17 protein-coding genes are annotated in these 20,910 nt (G+C 71.3%); 9 read left to right on the top strand and 8 right to left on the bottom strand.

Annotated elements, in window-relative coordinates:
• Window positions 1-44 precede the first annotated feature (44 nt).
• Window positions 45-1,091 (bottom strand): LacI family DNA-binding transcriptional regulator, encoded by a 1,047-nt coding sequence (locus LTL01_RS02140; protein WP_197272941.1) that lies wholly within the window; start codon window positions 1,089-1,091, stop codon window positions 45-47.
• Between the two features lie 136 nt (window positions 1,092-1,227).
• On the opposite strand from LTL01_RS02140, the gene LTL01_RS02135 reads away from it, so the two are divergent.
• The 8 genes from LTL01_RS02135 to budA all read left to right on the top strand — a co-directional run bounded on the left by LTL01_RS02135 (window position 1,228) and on the right by budA (window position 10,879).
• On the top strand, window positions 1,228-1,626 hold the full coding sequence (locus tag LTL01_RS02135) for an L-rhamnose mutarotase (RefSeq protein WP_236967212.1): 399 nt from the start codon (window positions 1,228-1,230) through the stop codon (window positions 1,624-1,626).
• Entirely contained in the window at window positions 1,623-2,789 is a 1,167-nt protein-coding gene (rhaI, locus tag LTL01_RS02130) for an L-rhamnose isomerase (RefSeq protein ID WP_053547069.1), read from the top strand. The genes LTL01_RS02135 and rhaI overlap by 4 nt, the downstream gene beginning before the upstream one ends.
• A gap of 4 nt (window positions 2,790-2,793) precedes the next feature.
• Window positions 2,794-3,687, top strand: coding sequence for an alpha/beta hydrolase fold domain-containing protein (locus tag LTL01_RS02125; protein WP_236967211.1), 894 nt, complete (start codon window positions 2,794-2,796; stop codon window positions 3,685-3,687).
• 64 nt (window positions 3,688-3,751) lie between these two features.
• Window positions 3,752-5,788 carry a bifunctional aldolase/short-chain dehydrogenase gene (locus LTL01_RS02120; protein WP_236967210.1) on the top strand — a complete coding sequence of 679 codons (2,037 nt, stop codon included), beginning with the start codon at window positions 3,752-3,754 and terminating at the stop codon, window positions 5,786-5,788.
• Window positions 5,785-7,266, top strand: a complete 1,482-nt coding sequence (locus LTL01_RS02115) for a rhamnulokinase (RefSeq protein ID WP_236967209.1) — start codon at window positions 5,785-5,787, stop codon at window positions 7,264-7,266. Before LTL01_RS02120 ends, LTL01_RS02115 begins: the two co-directional genes overlap by 4 nt.
• Window positions 7,263-8,246: a serine hydrolase domain-containing protein gene (locus LTL01_RS02110; RefSeq protein WP_236967208.1), complete on the top strand. Its 984-nt coding sequence runs from the start codon at window positions 7,263-7,265 to the stop codon at window positions 8,244-8,246. Before LTL01_RS02115 ends, LTL01_RS02110 begins: the two co-directional genes overlap by 4 nt.
• Before the next feature lie 168 nt (window positions 8,247-8,414).
• A complete protein-coding gene (locus LTL01_RS02105; protein WP_236967207.1) occupies window positions 8,415-10,034 on the top strand; it encodes an MFS transporter in 1,620 nt (539 codons plus the stop codon).
• 128 nt (window positions 10,035-10,162) lie between these two features.
• Entirely contained in the window at window positions 10,163-10,879 is a 717-nt protein-coding gene (gene budA, locus LTL01_RS02100) for an acetolactate decarboxylase (RefSeq protein WP_236967206.1), read from the top strand.
• A 104-nt stretch (window positions 10,880-10,983) separates the two neighbouring features.
• On the opposite strand, the gene LTL01_RS02095 is transcribed toward budA, so the two are convergent.
• From LTL01_RS02095 to LTL01_RS02070, 7 genes are all read right to left on the bottom strand, one after another.
• Window positions 10,984-11,157, bottom strand: coding sequence for a hypothetical protein (locus LTL01_RS02095; protein ID WP_236967205.1), 174 nt, complete (start codon window positions 11,155-11,157; stop codon window positions 10,984-10,986).
• A gap of 302 nt (window positions 11,158-11,459) precedes the next feature.
• Window positions 11,460-11,801, bottom strand: a complete 342-nt coding sequence (locus LTL01_RS02090) for a hypothetical protein (protein ID WP_236967204.1) — start codon at window positions 11,799-11,801, stop codon at window positions 11,460-11,462.
• Window positions 11,802-11,809: 8 nt separating this feature from the next.
• Window positions 11,810-11,941: a hypothetical protein gene (locus LTL01_RS14585; protein ID WP_272877631.1), complete on the bottom strand. Its 132-nt coding sequence runs from the start codon at window positions 11,939-11,941 to the stop codon at window positions 11,810-11,812.
• A 221-nt stretch (window positions 11,942-12,162) separates the two neighbouring features.
• Window positions 12,163-13,008 carry a transglutaminase family protein gene (locus LTL01_RS02085; protein WP_053547062.1) on the bottom strand — a complete coding sequence of 282 codons (846 nt, stop codon included), beginning with the start codon at window positions 13,006-13,008 and terminating at the stop codon, window positions 12,163-12,165.
• Window positions 13,005-13,943 carry an alpha-E domain-containing protein gene (locus LTL01_RS02080; RefSeq protein WP_053547061.1) on the bottom strand — a complete coding sequence of 313 codons (939 nt, stop codon included), beginning with the start codon at window positions 13,941-13,943 and terminating at the stop codon, window positions 13,005-13,007. The genes LTL01_RS02085 and LTL01_RS02080 overlap by 4 nt, the downstream gene beginning before the upstream one ends.
• Entirely contained in the window at window positions 13,937-15,628 is a 1,692-nt protein-coding gene (locus LTL01_RS02075) for a circularly permuted type 2 ATP-grasp protein (protein WP_053547060.1), read from the bottom strand. Before LTL01_RS02075 ends, LTL01_RS02080 begins: the two co-directional genes overlap by 7 nt.
• A 95-nt stretch (window positions 15,629-15,723) precedes the next feature.
• A complete protein-coding gene (locus tag LTL01_RS02070; RefSeq protein WP_236967203.1) occupies window positions 15,724-19,152 on the bottom strand; it encodes a carbohydrate binding domain-containing protein in 3,429 nt (1,142 codons plus the stop codon).
• Between the two features lie 157 nt (window positions 19,153-19,309).
• On the opposite strand from LTL01_RS02070, the gene LTL01_RS02065 reads away from it, so the two are divergent.
• On the top strand, window positions 19,310-20,884 hold the full coding sequence (locus LTL01_RS02065) for a molybdopterin-dependent oxidoreductase (RefSeq protein WP_236967202.1): 1,575 nt from the start codon (window positions 19,310-19,312) through the stop codon (window positions 20,882-20,884).
• The last annotated feature ends 26 nt before the right edge of the window (window positions 20,885-20,910 follow it).

The following is a 20,910-nucleotide window of genomic DNA, read 5'->3' as shown; positions in this document are numbered from 1 at the left end:
CTCCACCCTAGGTCGGCGGGGCCGTCCGCGGCCGGTGCGGCCACTCAGCCGCCCGTGGAGGCGCGGACGATCAGCTCGGGACGGAAGCGGATGCGGCGCTCGCCGGCATCCGGACCCGGGCCACCGCCCGGCCCGTGCTCGCCGCCCGCACCCGCGCGCGCGATCTCGGCGAGGAGCAGGTCGACGGCGGTCGCCCCGATCTCGCGGGCGGGCTGGCGGATGGAGCTGAGCGGCACGACGGTGGCCGCGGCGAAGTCGATGTCGTCGTAGCCGATGAGGGCGATGTCCTCGGGGACGCGGATCTCGCCGAGCAGCGCGAAGGACTGCAGCACCCCGACGGCCAGGAGGTCGTTCGCGGCGAACACCCCGTCGGGCCGGGATGCGGCATCCCGTGCGCGGAGCAGATTCCCCGCCTCACGTCCCTGCAGGACCGTGAGCGCGGGCATCTCCATCACGTCGAGGGCGACGTCCGGATGTTCTGCGACCGCCCGGCGCGCCCCCTCGAGCCGATCGTGCACCTGGCGGGTCGAGAGCGGTCCCCCGACGAAGGTGATGCGGCGGCGTCCGGCGTCGATCAGGTGCCGCGTGGCGAGGTACCCGCCCTCGACGTCGTCGACGGCGACCGAGGCGAGCGCGTCGTCATCGGCCTCCCGGTCGACGAGCACCACGGGGATGCCGGCATCCTGCAGCCGCGTGAGGGCGGTGAGGTCCGCGGTGGCGGGGGTCACGAGCACGCCGTTGACCCGCTGCTCGCGGAAGAGATCGACGTAGGCTCCCTCGCGGTCGGCGCGCTCGTCGCTGCTGCCGAAGAGGACGGCGAGGCCCGCCTCGGCCGCCCGCGCCTCTGCTCCGCGCGCGACGTCGGCGAAGAAGGGGTTGCCGACGTCGAGGACCACGAGGCCGATGCTGCGACTGCGCCCGGCGCGCAGCTGCCGGGCCGCGTCGTTGCGCACGAAGCCGAGCTCGGCGATCGCCTTCTGCACGCGTGCGACCGTGGCGGGCGCGACCTTCTCGGGATTGTTGAGCACGTTGGAGACCGTGCCCACCGACACGGATGCCGCGGCTGCCACGTCCTTCACTCCGACGGCCACGTGGGTCCCTCTCCGTTGGTGACGTTGTCAGAAGTGTAGGGCGCTTGCGTTCGTCGGCCGCGGGCCTTATCTTTGAAACGATTCACGACGCCGCGCCGAATGTCGGACCGCGTCGCCCCGACAAGGAGCGCCTTCGATGACGAACACGCCGACCCGCACCCCCGCGCGCGTCTGCTTCGAGCTGCGGATCGATCCCGCGCGGATCGACGACTACATCGCTCGGCACACACCGGTGCGCGCCGAGATGCTCGCTGAGATCGCCGCCGCCGGCCGACGCAACTACTCGCTCTTCCTCGCACCGGGCGGGCGACTCATCGGCTACTACGAGACCGACGACGACGACGCGGCGCAGGCCTACCTCGCCGCCTCCCCCGTCGCCGCCGCGTGGGAGGCCGAGATGGCCCCCTTCTTCGTGGGCCTCGACGGCCGCCCCGATCAGGCGGCCACCCCGCTGACGGAGATCTTCCACCTCGCAGACCAACTCGCCGCCTCGACCGGGGGATCGGCATCCGACGACGAAAGAGACGCATCGTGAGCATCCTGTCCGCCGACATCCAGTCCCAGCTCGCCGGGCAGGGCATCGAGCTGCCCTCCTGGGCCTTCGGGAATTCCGGCACCCGCTTCCGCGTGTGGACCACCGAGGGGACGCCCCGCGACCCGTTCGAGAAGATCGCCGATGCGGCCGAGGTGAACCGGGTGACCGGCCTCGCGCCGAGCGTCGCCCTGCACATCCCGTGGGACAAGGTCGACGACTTCGGCGCCCTCCGCCGTCACGCGGAAGACCTCGGAGTCGCACTCGGGACGATCAACTCCAACACGTTCCAGGACGAGGACTACAAGTTCGGCGCACTCACCCACGAGGACGACCGCATCCGCCGGAAGGCCGTCGACCACCACCTCGAGTGCATCGACGTGATGGACGCGACCGGATCGCGCGACCTCAAGATCTGGCTCGCCGAGGGGTCGAACTACCCCGGCCAGACCGACATGCGCGCCCGCCAGGACCGTTTGAACGATTCGCTCCGCACCATCTACGAGCGCCTCACGGGCGACCAGCGTCTGGTGCTGGAGTACAAGTTCTTCGAGCCGTCGTTCTACCACACCGACGTTCCCGACTGGGGAACCTCCTACGCGCAGGTGGCCACCCTCGGCGACCGCGCCATGGTGTGCCTGGACACCGGACACCACGCCCCCGGCACGAACATCGAGTTCATCGTGATGCAGCTGCTCCGCCTCGGGAAGCTCGGCTCGTTCGACTTCAACTCGCGCTTCTACGCAGACGACGACCTCATCGTGGGCGCCGCCGACCCCTTCCAGCTCTTCCGGATCCTCGTCGAGGTCATCCGCGGCGGGGGCCTCAACAACCCCGATGTCGCGTTCATGCTCGACCAGTGCCACAACATCGAGGCGAAGATCCCCGGCCAGATCCGCTCGGTGCTGAACGTGCAGGAGATGACCGCGCGTGCCCTGCTGATCGATCAGCCCGCACTGCAGGCCGCGCAGTCGGCGAACGACGTGCTCGGCGCGCAGGCGGTGTTCATGGATGCGTTCTACACCGACGTCCGGCCGGCCCTCGCGGAATGGCGCGCGTCGCGCGGCCTCCCCGACGACCCGATGGCCGCCTATGCGGCATCCGGCTATCAGCAGAAGATCGAGGCCGAGCGCGTCGGCGGCACGCAGGCCGGCTGGGGAGCCTGACCCCGTGACCTCCTCGACCGAACCGCGCACCGCAGCCGGGGGCCTCGTCCGGGTGTATCCCGCGACGGCGCCGAATGGCACGGGGCTCGTCTGGGCGCACGGCGGCGGCTTCGCCGCGGGCGACCTCGACATGCCCGAGGCGGATGCCGTGTCCCGCGCCCTCGCGGCGGCGGGTACGACGGTGGTCTCGGTCGATTACCGGCTCGCGCCGCTCCCCGCGGAATGGGCGGCGGGGATGGGCGTCGCGCCTCGCGGCGGTGACGTCTTCCCCGCGGCATCCGACGATGTCCTCGCCGCGTGGACCTGGGCGCTCGCGCACGCAGCGACCCTCGGGATCGACCCCGCGCGTCTCGCGCTCGGCGGCGCGAGCGCCGGCGCGAACCTCGTCACCGGCGCCGCGCTGCGGATGCCGGGGGCGGGCGTGGCGGCGCCCGCGCTCCTCGTGCTGGCGTATCCGACGCTCCTCGCCGTACAGCCGGAGCCGGATGCCGCTCTCCGCCGCGCGCTCGACGCCGACCCCGACGCCGACCGTTTCGGACCCGACGTGGTCCGGGGGATGTACGAGAACTACCTCGGCGGCCCGGTCGACGACGCGCCGCTCGCCGCCGTGCCGGGGCTCGCCACCGCCGCCGACCTCGCGGGATTCCCACCCGTGTTCATGATCAATGGCGACGTCGACGAGCTGCGAGTCTCGGGCGAGGTGTTCGCCGCCACGCTCCGCGCCGCCGGCCGCCCCGTGGAGGTCGTCGTCGAGTCCGGCACGACCCACGGGCACCTCAACCGCCCCGACGAGCCCGCCTTCGCGCGCTCCCTCACCCGCATCACCCACGCCCTCACCGCCCTCCCCCTCCCTCCTCCCACCCCTCCCGTTCACTTGTCGCCTGGTGCGGGTGCGTGACCCTCGCACCCGCAACACGCGACAAGTGAACGGCGATGAACCGACCGCAGACCCGAAGGACACCATGACGAATCCCGCAGTCGCCGACCTGATCGCCCGGTCCAACCGGCTCGGCTCCGACCCGAAGAACACCAACTACGCCGGCGGCAACACCTCCGCCAAGGGCACCGAGATCGACCCCGTCACGGGCGAACCGGTGGAGCTGCTGTGGGTGAAGGGCTCCGGGGGCGACCTCGGCACCCTCACCGAGCAGGGCCTCGCGGTGCTGCGCCTGGACCGTATGCGCGCCCTGGTGGATGTGTACCCGGGCGTGGAGCGTGAGGACGAGATGGTCGCCGCGTTCGACTACTGCCTGCACGGCAAAGGCGGTGCGGCTCCCTCCATCGACACCGCGATGCACGGCCTGGTGGATGCCGCCCACGTGGACCACCTGCATCCGGACTCCGGCATCGCGATCGCGACCGCCGCCGACGGGGAGGCCCTGACGGCGCAGATCTTCGGGGAGAAGGTCGTATGGGTGCCGTGGCGGCGTCCCGGGTTCCAGCTGGGCCTGGACATCGCGGCGATCAAGGCCGCGAAACCGGCCGCGATCGGGTGCATCCTCGGCGGGCACGGCATCACCGCGTGGGGCGAGACGTCCGAGGAGGCCGAGCGCAACTCCTCCTGGATCATCGCCACCGCCGCCGAATACCTCGACACCCACGGCAAGGCCGACCCGTTCGGAGGAGTTCGGCCCGGCTTCGCCGCGCTCCCCGAGGCCGAGCGGCGCGCGAAGGCCGCAGCCCTCGCCCCCACGATCCGGGGGCTTGCGTCGACGGACAAGCCGATGGTCGGGCACTTCACCGACGCCGAGGTGGTGCTGGACTTCCTCGCGTCCGAAAGGGCACCCGCCCTGGCCGCGCTCGGCACGAGCTGCCCCGACCACTTCCTGCGCACCAAGGTCAAGCCGCTGATCCTCGACCTGCCCGCCGACGCGTCGGTCGACGACGCGATCGCACGCCTGGTCGAGCTGCACGAGGCCTACCGTGCCGACTACCAGGCCTACTACGACGCCCACGCGACCGCGGAGTCCCCCGCCATCCGCGGCGCGGACCCGCTGATCGTGCTCGTCCCCGGGGTGGGGATGTTCTCCTACGGCGCCAACAAGCAGACCGCGCGCGTCGCGGGGGAGTTCTACGTCAACGCGATCAACGTCATGCGCGGCGCCGAGTCGGTGTCGACCTATTCCCCCATCTCGGATGCCGAAAAGTTCCGCATCGAGTACTGGGCGCTGGAGGAGGCGAAGCTCCAGCGGATGCCGAAGCCGAAGACCCACCAGGGCCGCATCGCGTTCGTCACGGGTGCGGCATCCGGAATCGGCAAGGCGATCGCCGGGCGCCTCGCGGCGGAAGGCGCGTGCGTCGTCATCGCCGATCTCGATCTCGCCAAGGCCCAGGCCGCCGCGGCGGAACTCGGCGGAACGGATGTCGCGATCGGCGTCGCGGCGAACGTCGCCGACCCCGAGGCCGTCCAGGCCGCGATCGACGCCACCGTCCTCGCCTTCGGCGGCATCGACCTCGTCGTCAACAACGCCGGACTGTCGCTGTCGAAGCCGCTGCTGGAGACCACCGAGAAGGACTGGGACCTGCAGCACGACGTCATGGCCAAGGGATCGTTCCTCGTCGCCAAGGCCGCAGCGAAAGCCCTCATCGCGCAGAAGATGGGCGGCGACGTCATCTACATCTCATCGAAGAACTCCGTCTTCGCCGGCCCCAACAACATCGCGTACTCGGCGACGAAGGCCGATCAGGCCCACCAGGTGCGTCTCCTCGCCGTCGAGCTCGGTGAGCACGGCGTCCGGGTGAACGGCATCAACCCCGACGGCGTCGTCCGCGGATCGGGCATCTTCGCCGCCGGCTGGGGCGCGAACCGCGCCGCGACCTACGGCGTCGACGAGAAGGACCTCGGCCAGTTCTACGCCAACCGCACGATCCTCAAGCGCGAGGTCGTTCCCGAGAACGTCGCCGACGCGGTCTACGTCCTCACCGGCCCCGAGCTCAGCCGCACGACCGGCCTCCACATCCCCGTGGACTCCGGCGTCGCCGCGGCGTTCCTCCGATGACGGAAGCCGCGACGGACGCGACGGCGGCGACGGGCGCGACGGTGGCGGCCGGCGCGACCCGCGCGGTCGCCGCGGTCGATCTCGGGGCGACGAGCGGCCGCGTCATGATCGGGCGCGTGGGTGACGGGATCCTGGAGCTGGAGAGCGTCGCGCGGTTCCCCAACGGACCGGTCGCCGGGCCCGACAGTCTGCACTGGGACTTCTCCGCGCTTCACGGGCACATCGTCGAGGGCCTTCGCGAAGCGTTCCGGCGGGAGCCGGGCATCGCGAGCATCGGCATCGACTCGTGGGCCGTCGACTACGGGCTCGTCTCCGGCGGCCGCCTCGTCGCCGAGCCGTTCCACTACCGCGACGAGCGGACGGCGGACGGCGTCGAGCGGGTGCACGCCCGCGTGCCGTTCGCGGAGCTTTATCGCCGGAACGGCCTGCAGTTCCTGCCCTTCAACACCGTCTACCAGTTCGCGGTGGAGGAGGGAGTCGACGGTGCCGATGCGGCCCTCCTCATCCCCGATCTCGTCGCGTTCCTCCTCACGGGCCGCCGGGTCGCCGAGCGCACCAACGCCTCGACGACCGGGCTCGTGCGGGTCGACACCGGGGAGTGGGACCTCGACCTGCTCGAGCTGCTCGGGCTGCCGGCATCCGTCCTTCCCGCGCTGATCGATCCCGGCGCGGTCATCGGCACGGTTCAGGGCGACCTCGCCGACGCTCTGGGCGCGACGACACCCGTGATCGCGGTCGGGTCCCACGACACCGCGTCGGCCGTCGTCGCCGTTCCGATGACGGATGCCGCGCGCGCCGCCTACATCTCGTGCGGGACATGGGGGCTCGTCGGCGTCGAGCTCGACGCGCCGCTCGTGACGGACGCCGCGCGCGAGGCGGGCTTCACGAACGAGGGCGGCGTGGACGGACGCATCCGCTTCCTCCAGAACGTCGCCGGGCTGTGGCTCCTGAGCGAGAGCATCCGCGCGTGGGAGGCGGACGACGGCGCCGCCATCGACCTGCCGTCGCTGCTGGATGCCGCCGCCGCCGTCACCGGAGAGGTCGCCCTGTTCGACGCGAACGACCCGCGCCTGAGCGCCCCCGGCGACATGCCGGACCGCATCGCGGCGGTGCTCGCCGAGACCGGCGCCGTCGCTCTGCGCGATCGCGCCGCGCTCACGCGGTCGATCGTGGAGAGCATCGCCGCGGCCTTCGCCGACGCCGTCCGCACCGCGGGCGAACTCACCGGGCGGGCCCTCGAGGTCGTGCACATCGTCGGCGGCGGGTCGCTCAACCGTCTCCTCTGCCAGGCCACGGCCGACCGGACCGGACTCCCCGTGCTCGCGGGTCCCGTCGAGGCGACCGCGCTCGGCAACGTGCTCGTCCAGGCGCGCGCCCACGGGTGGTGCGGGCCCGTCGCGACGCTGGAAGACCTGCGTGCCCGGATGGCGGAGTCCGTTCCCCTCGAGCGCTACGCACCCCGCGGAGACGCCCGATGACCACGACCTACGGCGCCGCGTTCGACTGGGCGCGACGGCACGTGGACGCCGGGCGGCTCCCGACCGCGGTGGTCGGGATCGCGACGTCGGCCGGGACCGTCGCCCTCGAGGCGTTCGGTGCGACGGACGGCCGGCCCGCGCGCATCGACGACCACTACCGCCTCTTTTCGATCACCAAGCCGCTGGTGGGGCTGACGGCGGCCCGCGGCATCGAACGGGGCCTGTTCACGCCCGAGACCCCGGTGCGCGAAGCGGTGCCGGACTTCGGCGCCGACCGCGACGACGTCGTGCGGCTCCGCCACCTCGCCTCGCACACCGCCGGCATTCCGGAGCCGCCACTGGACGCCCCGCGGGGGCTCGCGGGGGGACTTCGCGCACCCGGCCGCGACTTCGCCGCGGGCACCGTCTCGCGGTACTCCTCGATCGCGTTCGAGGGCGTCGCCGAGATGATCCGGCACGCGAGCGCGGAGTCCTGGGATGCGCAGCTCACCCGGTGGGCGACGGCGATCGGTGCCGATGGCCTCACCCTCGACGAGTCCTGCGACCCGCACGCGATTCCGGATGCCGCGGCCGAGGGCGTCGACATGGCGCGCCTGGCCGCCCTCCGGCATCCGGGAGCCGGCTTGATGGGCCGGGCGGAGGACCTCCTGGCGGTCGCCTCGGCGCTCCTGCGCGACCGCGGCGAGATCGTCGCGCCCGCGACGGCGGCGATGATGCGCAGACCGCTGACCACCGGCATCCCGCGGCTCGAGCCGTACCCGGCCGAGCGCGGGCAGGACTGGGGCTTCACCTGGAACCTGCGCTCACGGGCTCCGGGTCTCATCGACACCGACGTCTACGGGCACGGCGGCTGGTCGGGCACGGAGCTGTGGATCCATCCCGACGCGGACGTCGCCTGGGTGCTCCTCACCAACCGCGTCCGTCGCCCCGGCGTCGACCCCGACGCCCTCGACAACGCCGTCGTCACCACCTCCCCCTGACCCTTCCCTTGACCGCGAGACTGCATCCTCCCGTCGAGACAGCACGCGGCGCGCGCAGTCTCGACGGGGATATGCAGTCTCGCGGCCAGGAGAGGGGCTCAGCGAACCCATAAGAAGGCGCGGCACGGAGACGGTGACAGCGGAGAGATTGCTAGATAATCTAGCGAAATGCAGAGCTCGGGTAGCCGCGGCTGGGCGGGTCTGGTCTTCATCAGCATCGCGGTGTCGCTCATCATCGTCGACTCCACGATCGTCAACGTTGCGATCCCCGCGATCGTCGACGACCTCGGCATCACCTCCACCCAGGTCCAGTGGGTGCAGGAGGCGTACACCCTCGTCTTCGCGTCGCTGCTGCTGATCTTCGGCTCGCTCGCCGACCGCTTCGGCAGGCGCCGCATCATGCTCATCGGCGTCGTGCTGTTCGTCCTGTCCTCCGTCGCCGCCGCCCTCGCGCCGACCGGCGACCTCCTGATCGCCGCGCGCCTCGTCCAGGGCGTGGGCGGCGCAATGATCCTGCCGACCACACTGTCGCTCATCAACGCGACCTTCCGCGGCCGCGAGCGCGGCATCGCCTTCGCCGTCTGGGGGTCGACCATCGGCGGCATGGCGGCGGTCGGCCCGCTCCTCGGAGGGTGGTTGACGACCGCGTTCTCGTGGCGGTGGGCGTTCGGCATCAACATCCCGCTCGGCATCCTGATCATCATCGGAGTCCTGCTGACGGTGAGCGAGTCGCGGGACGCGCACGCGAAGTCCATCGACATCGTCGGGGGCCTTCTGTCGTTCGTCACGTTCGGGGCACTGGTGTTCGGCCTGATCGAGGGGCGGACGCTCGGCTGGTGGGAGTCCACGGGCGACTTCACCCTGGGCGAATGGACCTGGCCGTTCGCGCTCTCCCCCGTGCCGATCGCCCTCACGGTCGCCGTCCTCGCCGCCGTCGCGTTCGTGGCGTGGGGGCTACGGCGTGAACGTGCCGGGCGGTCGAACCTGCTGTCGTTCGGACTGTTCCGCATCGGCACGTTCCGCAGCGGCAACATCGCCGCCCTCGTCGTCTCGCTCGGCGAGTTCGGCATCATCCTCTCGCTGCCGCTGTGGCTGCAGTTCGTCCTCGGATTCGATGCCCTCCAGACCGGGTTGATCCTGCTGGCACTCGCCGTCGGATCGTTCTTCGCCAGCGGCGCCGCGGGGGCGGCGAGCGGCCGGATTCCGGCGGTGTGGGTCGTGCGTGCGGGGCTGATCGCCGAGATCATCGGCGTCCTGTGGGTGGCGTTCGTGATCGCTCCGGATGCCGCGTGGGGCTGGCTCGTGCCCGCCCTGTTCATCTACGGATTCGGTGTGGGCCTCGCCACCGCCCAGCTGACGGGTGTCATCCTCGTCGACGTGCCGGTCGAACAGAGCGGACAGGGCTCGGGGACGCAGTCCACCGCGCGCCAGGTCGGCTCGGCGCTCGGCATCGCGATCCTCGGCACGGTGCTCTTCACGAGCACGGCCGGCGTGCTGACGTCGTCCCTGAACGACCAGGGCGTTCCCGCGGCGCAGGTCGACCAGGTCGTCTCGCAGGTCGTGGACAGCGCCGGGGGTGCGATCGCCGGCCTCGAGGAGTCTCCCGACACCGCTCCCCTCGCGGATGCCGCGAAGACGGCGTTCTCGGACGGTACACGCTGGGCCGCCTTCACCGCCGCGGGCTTCCTCGCCGTCGGCCTCGTCGCGACTCTGGCACTCCCCGCCCGCCGCCCCGACGACGACGTCGACGCCCCGACATCCGCCGCCGCGCCGCCCGCCGCCCCCTGACCCGCGGTCGCCGCGCCCCCTTTGGCGCCGAGACTGCATCCTCCCGTCGAAACTGCGTGCGCGGCATGCAGTCTCGACCGGAGGATGCAGTCTCGCGGTCAGGGAAGGGCGGGGGCTACGGTCAGGGGATGGAGACCGCGCGGCACACCTTCCACCAGACGAGCGTGATCGCCGCGCTGCTCGACGGCGTCCTGGACGGCGACACGACGGTCGGCTCCCTTCGCGAGCGCGGCGACTTCGGGCTCGGCACCTTCGACGCGCTCGACGGTGAGATGGTGCTGCTCGACGGCACGTGCTTCCGCCTCCGCGAGGACGGCTCCGCCGAAGAGGCGACGGATGCCGCACGCACGCCGTTCGCGGTCGTGACCCGTTTCGTCGCCCATCGTGAACTCGAGGTCACCGCGCCGACGACGCGGGCGGAGCTCACCGCGAGGATCGACGCGACGCTCGGCTCGACGAACTACCTCTACGCGGTGCGCGTGGACGGGACATTCTCCCGCGTCCGCGTGCGGGCGGTCGCGGCGCAGCAGCACCCCTACCCGCGGCTCGACGAGGTCACCGAGCACGAGAGCATCGCGGAGTTCGCCGATGCCGAGGGCACGGTGGTGGGGTTCCGCACTCCCGCATTCGAACGCGGCGTCTCGGTCCCCGGGTACCACGCGCACTTCCTGGGCGCCGATCGCACCGGCGGCGGGCACATCCAGGACTACGTCCTCGACCGCGGGCGCGTCGCGGTCTGCATCGGAACCGACCTGCACCTCGAGCTCCCGCGGACCGCCGCGTTCGCCGGCGCCGACCTCGACCCCGACGACCTCGACTCCCGCGTCACCGCCGCCGAGTCCTGACCCGTCTCTCCCTGCCCTCCCTGCCCCCGCCCGAGACTGCATCCTCCGGTCGAAAGAGCATGCGCGGCACGCAGTCTCGTCGGGAGGGTGCAGCCTCGGGGCCATCAAGATCCTTCGGCGGCGAAGGCGAGCGTGAAGCCGCCGTCGTTCTCACGCACCTGGAACGCGATGCCGGGACCGTCGCCCTCGAGGGACCCGCACCCGGTGCCGTTCTTCTCACCGGACACATGCTCGGCGGTGAAGCCCGCGGGGAGAGCCGCCTCATAGAACGCGAGCACCTCATCGATCGAGAGCGGCGAGGCGTACGCCGCGGTGTGGATCGAGCCGCCGCCCCGCGTCGCGCACAGGACCGAATCCTGCGGGGGCGTGCGTAGACGACCGCGGTGACGAGCAGTCGTGTGATGACGGTCCAATAGGTCTCCACGACGAGCCCGATGATCACGGCAGCGGTGATCATCGCGCCGGCGAGCGCGACGACGAGCCCGCCGCCCACGGTCACGGCGGGACTCGTCGAGCGATCCTCGGAGAGCGCGCTCACGTGATCAGTATCGCGATCAGGCGACCTCGCATGCAGATGACCTCACACGCGGAGGAACTCGCGGCGGTGCGCGCGATCTCCGAGGGTGAAGCCGAAGGCGGTCACCAGCAGCCAGAGCGCCCCGGGTCCGGCGGCCATGTACTGCAGCGGAGAGAGGGCCAGGAGCGCGGTCAGACCGCCCAGCACCCAGCCGACGATCGAGAGCCACACGGGGATGGCCCGCGAGCGTCCGGCGGCACCGAGCGCGAGTCCCGCGAGGCCTGCTCCCACCCAAACCCACGGGAGCGTGGCGATCCGGTGGGAGTACAGCCCGATGTCGCCGGGGAGGTTGATCGCCGTGTCCGAGGTGCCGAACAGGAACTCGGTGTCCAGCGCTGTGCCCATGATCTGGCTCACAGCCACAAGCACGACTCCAGCGAGGCGAAGCCGGCGACGATGCCGAGCGCCGCCCAGCTCCGGGAGACGGCGGCTGTCGCCTCCGTGTCAGAGACGGCCAGGACGGCAGAGGGAAGGGTGCGGGACATGATTCTCCTTGAGTGGGGTCGGCGTGACACGCTTCCACGCTCGCCGTCCTCCCGTCCCGGCGCCCAGAGGCAGTCGTCCCGGATGCGACCCCCGTTCCGCCCGTTCCCTGGCGCCGAGACTGCATCCTCCCGCCGAAACAGCCTGCGCGGCACGCAGTCTCGACCGGAAGATGCAGTCTCGCGGCCAACCAGGAGGCGGGCGAGGTGACGGATGCCGGGGGTCAGGCCTCGCGGGTGATCGTGACCTTCACGTGCAGCTGGCTCTTGAACGGGCCGGCGTAGACGCCGCGGAGCGGCGGGACGTCGTTGTAGTCGCGACCGCGACCGACGAGCACGTGGCGGTCGCCGATCTCGATGTTGTTCGTGGGATCGAACCCCTGCCACTCCCCCGCGAACCACTCGACCCAGGCGTGAGACTCGCCTGTGACCGCGACGCCGACCTCGGCATCCGGTCGGGGGTGGAGGTAGCCCGAGACGTAGCGCGCCGGGATCCCGACCTCGCGGAGCGCGCCGAGGGTGATGTGCGCGATGTCCTGGCAGACGCCCTTGCGCGCCGTCCAGGCCTCGCCCGCGGTGGAGTGGACCTCGGTCACGCCGTGGACGTACTCCACCGCGTCGCCGACGGCGACGGCGATCGCGTGGGCCGCCTCGCCCGGACGCGAGTGCTGCGCCGCGATGCCGCGGGCGAGCTCGGCCACCTCGGGGTGCGGGAGGGTGCGCGCGGTCTGCCCCATCTGCTCGACCGTCTCGATCGAGCGCGACGCCTCCTGCGCCAGATCGTGCCAGGTCACGTCGGCGTGCTCGAGGGGGCGGGGGCGCACCTCGACGAGCGACCGCGCCGTGATCGACAGCGACGAGTGCGGCGAGAGCACGTCGAACGACGCCACGCGCGTGCCGAAGTAGTCGACGTACTGGTTGACCGACGCCTGCGGCTCGATGTCGAGGGAGGAGTTCAGCACGAACTGGCTGTCGGTCGAGTTCGGCAGCATGCGCGCCTCGTTGTAGGACGCCGAGACGTCGCCGGGGTAGGAGAACCCCGTCTGATGCTCGATGCGCAGTCTCTTCATGAGATCTCTCCGATCCAGCTGGGCTCGGCTTGCGTGGGGAAGAACCGCGAGCGGATCGCCTCGGATGCCTCGCGCGTGACCTTCTGGACCCGCTGCATGTGCTGCGGCAGCTCGCCGAGGATCTCCGAGATCGGTCGGTACTCGAGGTCGTTGCGGATCTGCCCCAGGGCGCGGAGGACGGTGTTGGAGTGGCCGACGCGATCGGCGCGGGGATCGATGGCGCTCATGCACTGCTCCGCGTGCTGGATGGAGAAGATGATCGAGCGCGGGAACAGGCGGTCCAGCAGCAGGAACTCCGCGGCGTTGCGCGCGCTCGGCATGCCCCGGTAGGTGCGCAGGTAGGCCTCGTACGCGCCGCAGGACCGGAGGATCGTGGTCCACGAGGGCCCGGAAACCTCGGTCAGCGACCGCGTGGCGAGCAGACGCGCGGTCATGTCGGTGCGCTCGATGCTCCGCCCGAGGGTGAAGAACTGCCACGCCTCGTCGCGACTGGTGGAGGAATCGACGACGCCGACGGCCAGCGCCGTCCGCTCGCGCACCCACTGGAAGAAGTCGTGCACCTTGTCGGGGTGCAGCCGCCGCGGCATCCGGGCACTGGTGGTGTTAAGCGTCTCCCAGAGTTCCGTCGACACGATCTCGCGAGCACGACGCGCGTTCTCGCGGGCGGCGGAGAGGGCGTAGGCGATGCTCGCGGGGTTGGAGCGGTCCACGGCGAGGTGCTGAAGGACGTCTTCGCGACGGACGGGGACGGACGCGTCGGGGGCGAGTGCGGAGGACCCCATGACGCTCAGGAGCGAGCGGCAGGCGGTGTCCTCGTCCATCCACGGGTCCTCGAGCAACAGCTGCAGGTGGACGTCGAGGATGCGCGCGGTGCCGTCGGCGCGCTCGATGTACCGCCCGATCCAGAACAACGACTCGGCGATGCGACTCAGCATGCGTCGTCACCCCCCGTCGCATCCTGCGTCGACTGCTGTTGCTGCTGCTCCTGCTGCTCGGTGCGCGATCGAGGTCGATCCTGCGGCGAATGGGTGGGGGCGGGTTGGCCGTCGTAGATGATCGGGATGGCCGCGGTCACCGCCGCCTGGTCGGCGACGAGTCCCGAGACCCCGTTCCCCTGCCCGTACTCGACGTGCGAGGGAGCCGAACCGCCGACGATCCACGTGTCCTTCGAGCCGCCGCCCTGGCTGGAGTTGACCACCAGCTGGTTCTCGGGGAGGGCAACGCGGGTGAGGCCGCCGGGGAGCACCCAGATGTCGTCGCCGTCGTTGACCGCGAAGGGGCGGAGGTCGGCGTGCCGGGGGCGCATGCCGTCCTCGACCAGGGTCGGGATCGTCGACAGCATCACGACGGGCTGCGCGATCCATCCGCGGGGGTCGGCGAGGAGACGCTTGCGGAGGCTCTCGAGTTCCGCGGGCGACGCGTCGGGTCCGACCACGAGCCCCTTGCCGCCCGAGCCGTCGACGGGCTTGACGACGAGTTCGTCCAGCCGGTCGAGGACCTCCTCGAGCGCGTTCGGATCTTCCAGGCGCCACGTGTCGACGTTCTTCAGGATCGGCTCCTCGGCGAGGTAGTACCGGATCAGGTCGGGCACATAGGTGTAGAGGAGCTTGTCGTCGGCGACGCCGTTGCCGACCGCGTTGGCGATCGTGACGTTGCCCAGGCGCGCGGCGAGGAGGAGCCCCGGTGCCCCGAGCATCGAGTCCGCGCGGAACTGCAGCGGATCGAGGAAGTCGTCGTCGACCCGGCGGTAGATCACGTCCACCCGCTTCGGTCCGCGCGTCGTGCGCATGAAGACCTTGCCGCCGACGCACAGCAGGTCGCGTCCCTCGACCAGTTCCACGCCCATGAGGCGGGCGAGGAGGGTGTGCTCGAAGTACGCCGAGTTGTAGACGCCAGGGGTGAGCACGACGACGTTGGGGTCCTCGATGCCTCCGGGAGCCGAGGCCCGGAGCGCCGCCAGGAGCTTGTTCGGGTAGTCGCCGACGGGACGCACCCGCATCGACACGAACAGCTCCGGGAGGGTCTGGGCCATGACCCGCCGGTTGGAGATGACATAGGAGACACCCGACGGCACCCGCACGTTGTCTTCGAGGACGCGCATCTCGCCGTGCTCGTCGCGGATCAGATCGATCCCGGAAACCTGGATGCGCACTCCGTTCGCCGAGTGGATGCCGGCGGCCTGCCGGTAGAAGTACTGCGACGAGGCGATGAGGCCCGCGGGCAGGATGCCGTCGCGGACGCAATGCTGGTGGCCGTAGGCGTCGTCGAGGAACGCCTCGAGCGCCTTGACGCGCTGCTTGACGCCGGCTTCGACGCGCGACCACTCCTCGTAGGCGATGATCCGCGGAACCGCGTCGAGGGGGAACGGACGCTCCTCGCCGGCGAAGTCGAACGTGACGCCCTGCGCGAGGTACGAGCTCGCGAGCGAATCGGTGCGGCCGCGCAGCTCTTCCTGCGTCATCTGGGCGAGCGCCTGGTAGAGCTCGCGATACGCCTCCCGTGAGGGGGCCGGGGCGCCCGGATGATCGGGACTGCCGAACATCTCGTCGAACGCGGGGACCCCCGAGGGGGTCTTGCGGGGCGCCACCGTGGAGCCGTAGCCGTCGAACAGATCACCCATGCGAAGACTCTAGTCCGGGGGGTGTTACCGGAGTGTGTCGACCTGCCGGTCGGGGCACCAGTGCGCGGGATGTGCATACCGGTGCCCCCGACGGGTCAGGCGCGTCCGACCTTCCGGCGGACCAGGACCGCTCCGAGGAGGAGGAGCAGTGCCGCGATCATCGCACCGACCAGGCCGTTCCCGCCGCCGGTGACCGCGAGGTCACCGGTGCCCGAGCCGGAACCGGTGCCCGTGCCCGTGCCCGTGCCCGTGCCCGTGCCCGTGCCCGTGCCCGTGCCGGGAGTCGAGCCGGGGCCGGTTCCGGGGGTGGACCCGTCACCGTCACCGTCGCCCGGACCACCGTCGCCGGGTCCGGGGGTCGGGTCCGAGATCTCGGCGAGCGTCTGCACGCGGTCCACGCTCACCGCGCCGTCGACGAGGATCTCGTAGCCGGTCACGGCCGTGCGGCCGAACCCGTCGTCCGCCGCACCGTCGGGCTGCTCGGCCGCGCGGTCGAACGCCTCGAACGGCAGCTCCACGAAGCGCCATCCGGCCTCGTCGTCGACGAAGGTCGTCTGGAAACGCTCGGCGGTGTCGGGTCCCTGGAACACCCGGATGTAGTCGACCTTCAGCTCCTGCGGGAAGGTCAGCGTGTCGGCGAGCGGGCCGCCGAAGTTGCCGCCCACGGCCATGTTCATGATCAGGAAGAACGGGTGCTCGTACACCCAGTCGCTCGGGGCGACGTCCTCGGGCGTGGCGGTGTGGAAGAGGATCTCCTCGCCGCCGTCCCGCTGGACGTACCAGCGGATCTCGCCCTCTTCCCACTCCACCGAGAACGTCAGCCACTGGCCACCGAGGTTCTCACCGAATTCGTGCGTGTTGCCGTACGCCTGACCGCCGGAGTAGCCCGGCCCGTGGATGGTGCCGAAGATCTCCTCGGGCAGCTTCCCGACGAACTCCATGATGTCGATCTCGCCGGTGCGCGGCCAGCCGACCTCGCGGAAGTCGTTGCCGAGCGACCAGATCGCCGGCCAGATCCCCGCTTCGCCGTCGGGCATCTGCGCCCGCGCCTCGATACGCCCGTGCGTGACCTCGAGCTTGTCCTCCGTGACCAGACGCGCGGAGGTGTACTCGCAGTCGCCGTACCAGCACTCGAGGCCCGCCGCGGCCGGATCCTCGACCGCGCGGGTCGTGATCACCATGTTGCCCTCGCCGTCGTGCGCGGCGTTGTCGGTCGAGTCGGTGTAGTACTGCAACTCGTCGTTGCCCCAGCCCCAGCCCCCGGTCTCGTAGGTCCAGTAGCGCGGATCCGCGGGAGTGCCCGCTGCGGCGTCGAACTCGTCCGACCAGCGCAGCTCCCAGTCCTCGGATGCCGCCGCCACGGGCTCGCCGTCCTGCACGCGCACCGTCACCTCGCCGCCGTCGCCCTGGCCCTGGAACCAGAAGCCCAGACCCTCCTGGTCGCTCATGTCGCGCGGCTCGGGGAACGTCCGGCCGAAGCCGCCCGTGCCGTCGCCATCGAGCGAGACGTCGAGGACGTTGTCCCATCGGTCCTGGTCCGCGTAGGCGTCGGCATCCGTCTCGGCGATCTCCCGCGTCGACAGGGTGGCGGCGCCGACGGGGTCGAGCCCCGCGGTGCCCTTCTCGAAGTCGTCGATGATGCCCGGGATCGCCGGGTCGGCGTCGACGATGCTGACGCGCGCGAGGGCGAGGGGGTTCAGCTCCGCACCGACCGGGTTCGACAGGCGCACGAGGAAGGTCTCGTCGACCTCCGCCTTGCCGTCGGCGATCGTCGGCACCGTGATGGTGGCGTCGCGCTCGCCGGCGGGGATCGTGACGGTTCCCGAGGTGGTGACGTAGTCGCGGTCGGCGGTGGCCGACGGGTCCTCGGTCGAGGTCCGGTCGGTCGCCTCCTCCGTGGTGAAGTCGACCGTGACGTCGGCGTCCGCTGCCCGCGTCAGGCGCACGGTGACCTCGGCGTCCTCGCCCTCCGCGACGGTGAAGATCGCCCGCGCGGTGTTGATGACGACCGGACGGTTCGCGTCCGAAGCCCCCACGAGGGTGATGTCGTCGATGGCGATGTCGGCGGTGACGGCCGGGGAGGTCTGCTCCACGCCGATGCCGAACCCATGCATCTCCGTCAGGGTCAGACCGTCATCCGGTGCACCGTTGCCGATGTTCTTCCGCGTGAAGTCCGCGAACGGCAGCTCCACGAACCGCCACCCCGACCAGTCGTCGACGAAGCGCACCGAGAACCGCTCGGCGTCATCGACCGTCGAGTCCGGGTTCCGGTTGTCCAGCAGGTCCACGAACATCGGCGCACCCGAGTTGCTGCCCCGCATCCAGAAGCCCACCCCGCGGGCATCGCTCCAGTCCTGCGTCTGCCACGACGAGCCGTCCTCGGTGAACGTGTCGATCACCACAGCCCACGACGCCGTGTTCATGCTCAGCGCCAGCACATCGTTATCGGATCCAGCACCCGGACGACCGGCATCCACCGACCGCTCGAACGTCGGAACATTCCCCGCACCCTGCGCCGAGAACCACCCCAACGGCGGCACCGCCGCAGGATCCCCCAACACCAACTCCGCCTCGAAATCCTCCACGACGTCGGTCAGGAGGGACAGCTCACCCGCGGCGACCTCGTCGTCGTCGCGGATGAGGATCTCGGCGCGTGAAGCTCCGAGCGTGGCGCCGGAGGCGTCGCTGAGCACGACCGCGAACGAGCGGTTGCCCCCGGCGACGTCGTCGCCGGTCGTCGGAACGGTGATCTGCGCCTCCTGCTCGCCGGCGGCGAGCGTGAGCGTCTCGGTGACGGCGGTGTAGTCCGTTCCGGCGACGGCCGAGCCGTCCTGGGTGGACACCGACACGGTCACCTCCGACGCGGATGCCGCGGACAGGCGCACCGGGATGACGGCGTCCTCACCCTCGGTGACGCTGAGGGAGGTGGTCGTCACGCCGATGCTCGGGGCGACGTCGGCCCCGGCGTAGAGGGAGACCTCGTCGAGCTTGATCGTCGCCTTGCCGCTGACGGCGGGGAAGAGGAGGCCGCGGACGAAGTCGAGGTCGAGCGTCCCGTCGGCGGGGGCGCCGGAGTCCTGGTAGTCGGTGCCGTACGAGAACGCCGAGAAGGGCAGCTGCACGAGGCGCCACCCGGCCGCACCGAGCGGAACGTCGACGTCCCAGCGGTCGTGGACGGCGGAGGAGCCGCTGACGGCGTCGAGGATCTCGACCTGGATGGTCGCGTCCGCGCCGTCGCTGTGCATCCAGAACTGCACGCCGTCGTAGGCGCTCCAGTTCTGTGCCGGAGCCCCGGCGGTGAACTCGTACCCGACGCCGCCGAAGAACGGGTCGGCCGTCAGATCGAAGCCGTAGGAGAGCACGCGCTCATTGGGCTCGGTGTCCGACCACGATCCCGTCCCGGCCTCCGCCACGGGCTGGATGCCGGCGCCGGCAGCGCCCCATTGGATGTGGGTCGAGTCGCCCGTCTCGTAGTCGTACAGGGTCGTGACGGTCCCCTCGGCCGCCGTCGCGGCAGTCGGCACGAGGCCGGCTCCCAAGAGTGAGGCGAGTGCAGCTGCGGCGACCGCGCGCAGCCCGATGATCCTTCGCGCGTTCCCCGAGGTGTCAGGGATGTCGCGCAGACCTTATGGATCTGTGACGTCCGCCCCGCGCCCGCGGGCTCGGACGTACGCTGAATCCGTGCCCGAATCCGCCCCGTCGCGCCGAATCCCGCGCCCCCTCGCCGCCCTCGCGGGCGTGGCGTCCGTGGTGCTCGGCGCGGGCATCGGGGAGGCCGTGGCGGCGCTCGTGGCCCCGGCATCCAGCCCCTTCGCCGCGATCGGCGGCGGACTTATCGACGCCGCACCGGCATGGGCGAAGGATGCCGCGATCGCCCTGTTCGGCACCGGCGACAAGGTGGCCCTCCTCGTCGGCATAGCCGTCGTGCTCCTCGCCGTCGCCGCCGTCGCCGGTCTGCTCGAGGTGGCACGCCCGCCGTGGGGCCGCGTGATCTTCGCAGCGGTCGGGGTCGCGGGCGCGATCGTGGCTGCCACGCGGCCGGATGCGGGGCTCCTGGCCTGGATCCCGTCGGTGATCGCCGCCGCGGTGTCGGCGGGCGCGCTGTGGTTCCTCACAGGGCGCCTCCGGCCCGCGGAGACCCCGGGCGCTTCCGACGAGGACACCTCCCCCGGTCCGTCGCCCGCGCCGGACCGCCGCACGTTCCTCGCGTACAGCGGCGGGGCGGTGACCATCGGCATCCTGGCGGCCTTCGTGGGCGCCATCCGCACCTCCGGCACGGTCGCCGTGGACGCGATCCGCTCGGCGCTGCGCCTTCCCACCCCCGCCGTGACGGCGCCCCCGATCCCCGCGGGAGCCGAGCTCGACCTCCCTGGCCTCGCTCGCGTCATCACCCCGAATGACGCGTTCTACCGGATCGACACCGCCCTCGTCGTCCCCGAGATCGATCCGGCCGACTGGAGTCTCCGCATCCACGGCATGGTCGCGCGCGAGATCACGCTGACCTGGGACGAGCTGCTCGCCCTCCCCCTCCGCGAGAGCGTCACGACCCTCGCCTGCGTGTCGAACCCGGTCGGCGGCGACCTCATCGGAAACGCCCGATGGCTCGGCTACCCGATCCGCGAGCTGCTCGCCCGCGCGGAACCGTCGGCGGATGCCGACATGGTGCTCTCGTGGTCGATCGACGGTTTCAGCGCGTCGACCCCGATCGAAGCTCTCACCGACGAGCGCGAGTCGATCCTCGCGGTGGGGATGAACGGCGAGCCGCTCCCCGTCGAGCACGGCTTCCCGGTGCGGATGGTCGTGCCCGGCCTCTACGGCTACGTGTCGGCGACGAAGTGGGTCACCGAACTCGAGGTGACGCGATTCGACCGGAAGCAGGCCTACTGGTCGACCCGCGGGTGGTCGGAGCGCGGGCCGATCAAGCTGCAGTCGCGCATCGACGTGCCGCGCCGCGAGCAGGGCCTCCGCGCGGGCGACACGGTCATCGCCGGGATGGCGTGGCAGCAGCACGTCGGCATCGCAGGCGTCCAGGTGCAGATCGACGACGGCCCCTGGCAGGACGCGGCCCTCGCGGCCGCGATCTCCGACGACACCTGGGTGCAGTGGAGCTTCCCGTGGACCGCCGATCCCGGCGACCACCTCATCCGCTGCCGCGCCGTGAGCGTCACGGGCGATGTGCAGACCGCCGACCGCGCCGCCGTCGCCCCCGACGGCGCGACCGGGTACCACGAGCGTTTCGTCCAGGTCTTCACCTGACCCGCCGGCGCCGTCATCCGCCGCGC

This window comes from Microbacterium aurantiacum (assembly GCF_021654035.1).
In the GTDB taxonomy this organism is placed as follows: Bacteria; Actinomycetota; Actinomycetes; order Actinomycetales; family Microbacteriaceae; genus Microbacterium; species Microbacterium aurantiacum.
This window is presented reverse-complemented; position numbering and strand designations above follow the sequence as displayed.

What these genes read in the sequence shown, in the direction of transcription:
- LTL01_RS02120 (WP_236967210.1), top strand. Translation starts at nt 3,752, where the DNA reads ATGACGAATCCCGCAGTCGCCGACCTGATCGCCCGGTCCAACCGGCTC.
- LTL01_RS02090 (WP_236967204.1), bottom strand. Translation starts at nt 11,801, where the DNA reads ATGGGCACAGCGCTGGACACCGAGTTCCTGTTCGGCACCTCGGACACG.
- LTL01_RS02110 (WP_236967208.1), top strand. Translation starts at nt 7,263, where the DNA reads ATGACCACGACCTACGGCGCCGCGTTCGACTGGGCGCGACGGCACGTG.
- LTL01_RS02080 (WP_053547061.1), bottom strand. Translation starts at nt 13,943, where the DNA reads ATGCTGAGTCGCATCGCCGAGTCGTTGTTCTGGATCGGGCGGTACATC.
- LTL01_RS02075 (WP_053547060.1), bottom strand. Translation starts at nt 15,628, where the DNA reads ATGGGTGATCTGTTCGACGGCTACGGCTCCACGGTGGCGCCCCGCAAG.
- budA (WP_236967206.1), top strand. Translation starts at nt 10,163, where the DNA reads ATGGAGACCGCGCGGCACACCTTCCACCAGACGAGCGTGATCGCCGCG.
- LTL01_RS02105 (WP_236967207.1), top strand. Translation starts at nt 8,415, where the DNA reads ATGCAGAGCTCGGGTAGCCGCGGCTGGGCGGGTCTGGTCTTCATCAGC.
- LTL01_RS14585 (WP_272877631.1), bottom strand. Translation starts at nt 11,941, where the DNA reads ATGTCCCGCACCCTTCCCTCTGCCGTCCTGGCCGTCTCTGACACGGAG.
- LTL01_RS02085 (WP_053547062.1), bottom strand. Translation starts at nt 13,008, where the DNA reads ATGAAGAGACTGCGCATCGAGCATCAGACGGGGTTCTCCTACCCCGGC.
- LTL01_RS02115 (WP_236967209.1), top strand. Translation starts at nt 5,785, where the DNA reads ATGACGGAAGCCGCGACGGACGCGACGGCGGCGACGGGCGCGACGGTG.
- LTL01_RS02135 (WP_236967212.1), top strand. Translation starts at nt 1,228, where the DNA reads ATGACGAACACGCCGACCCGCACCCCCGCGCGCGTCTGCTTCGAGCTG.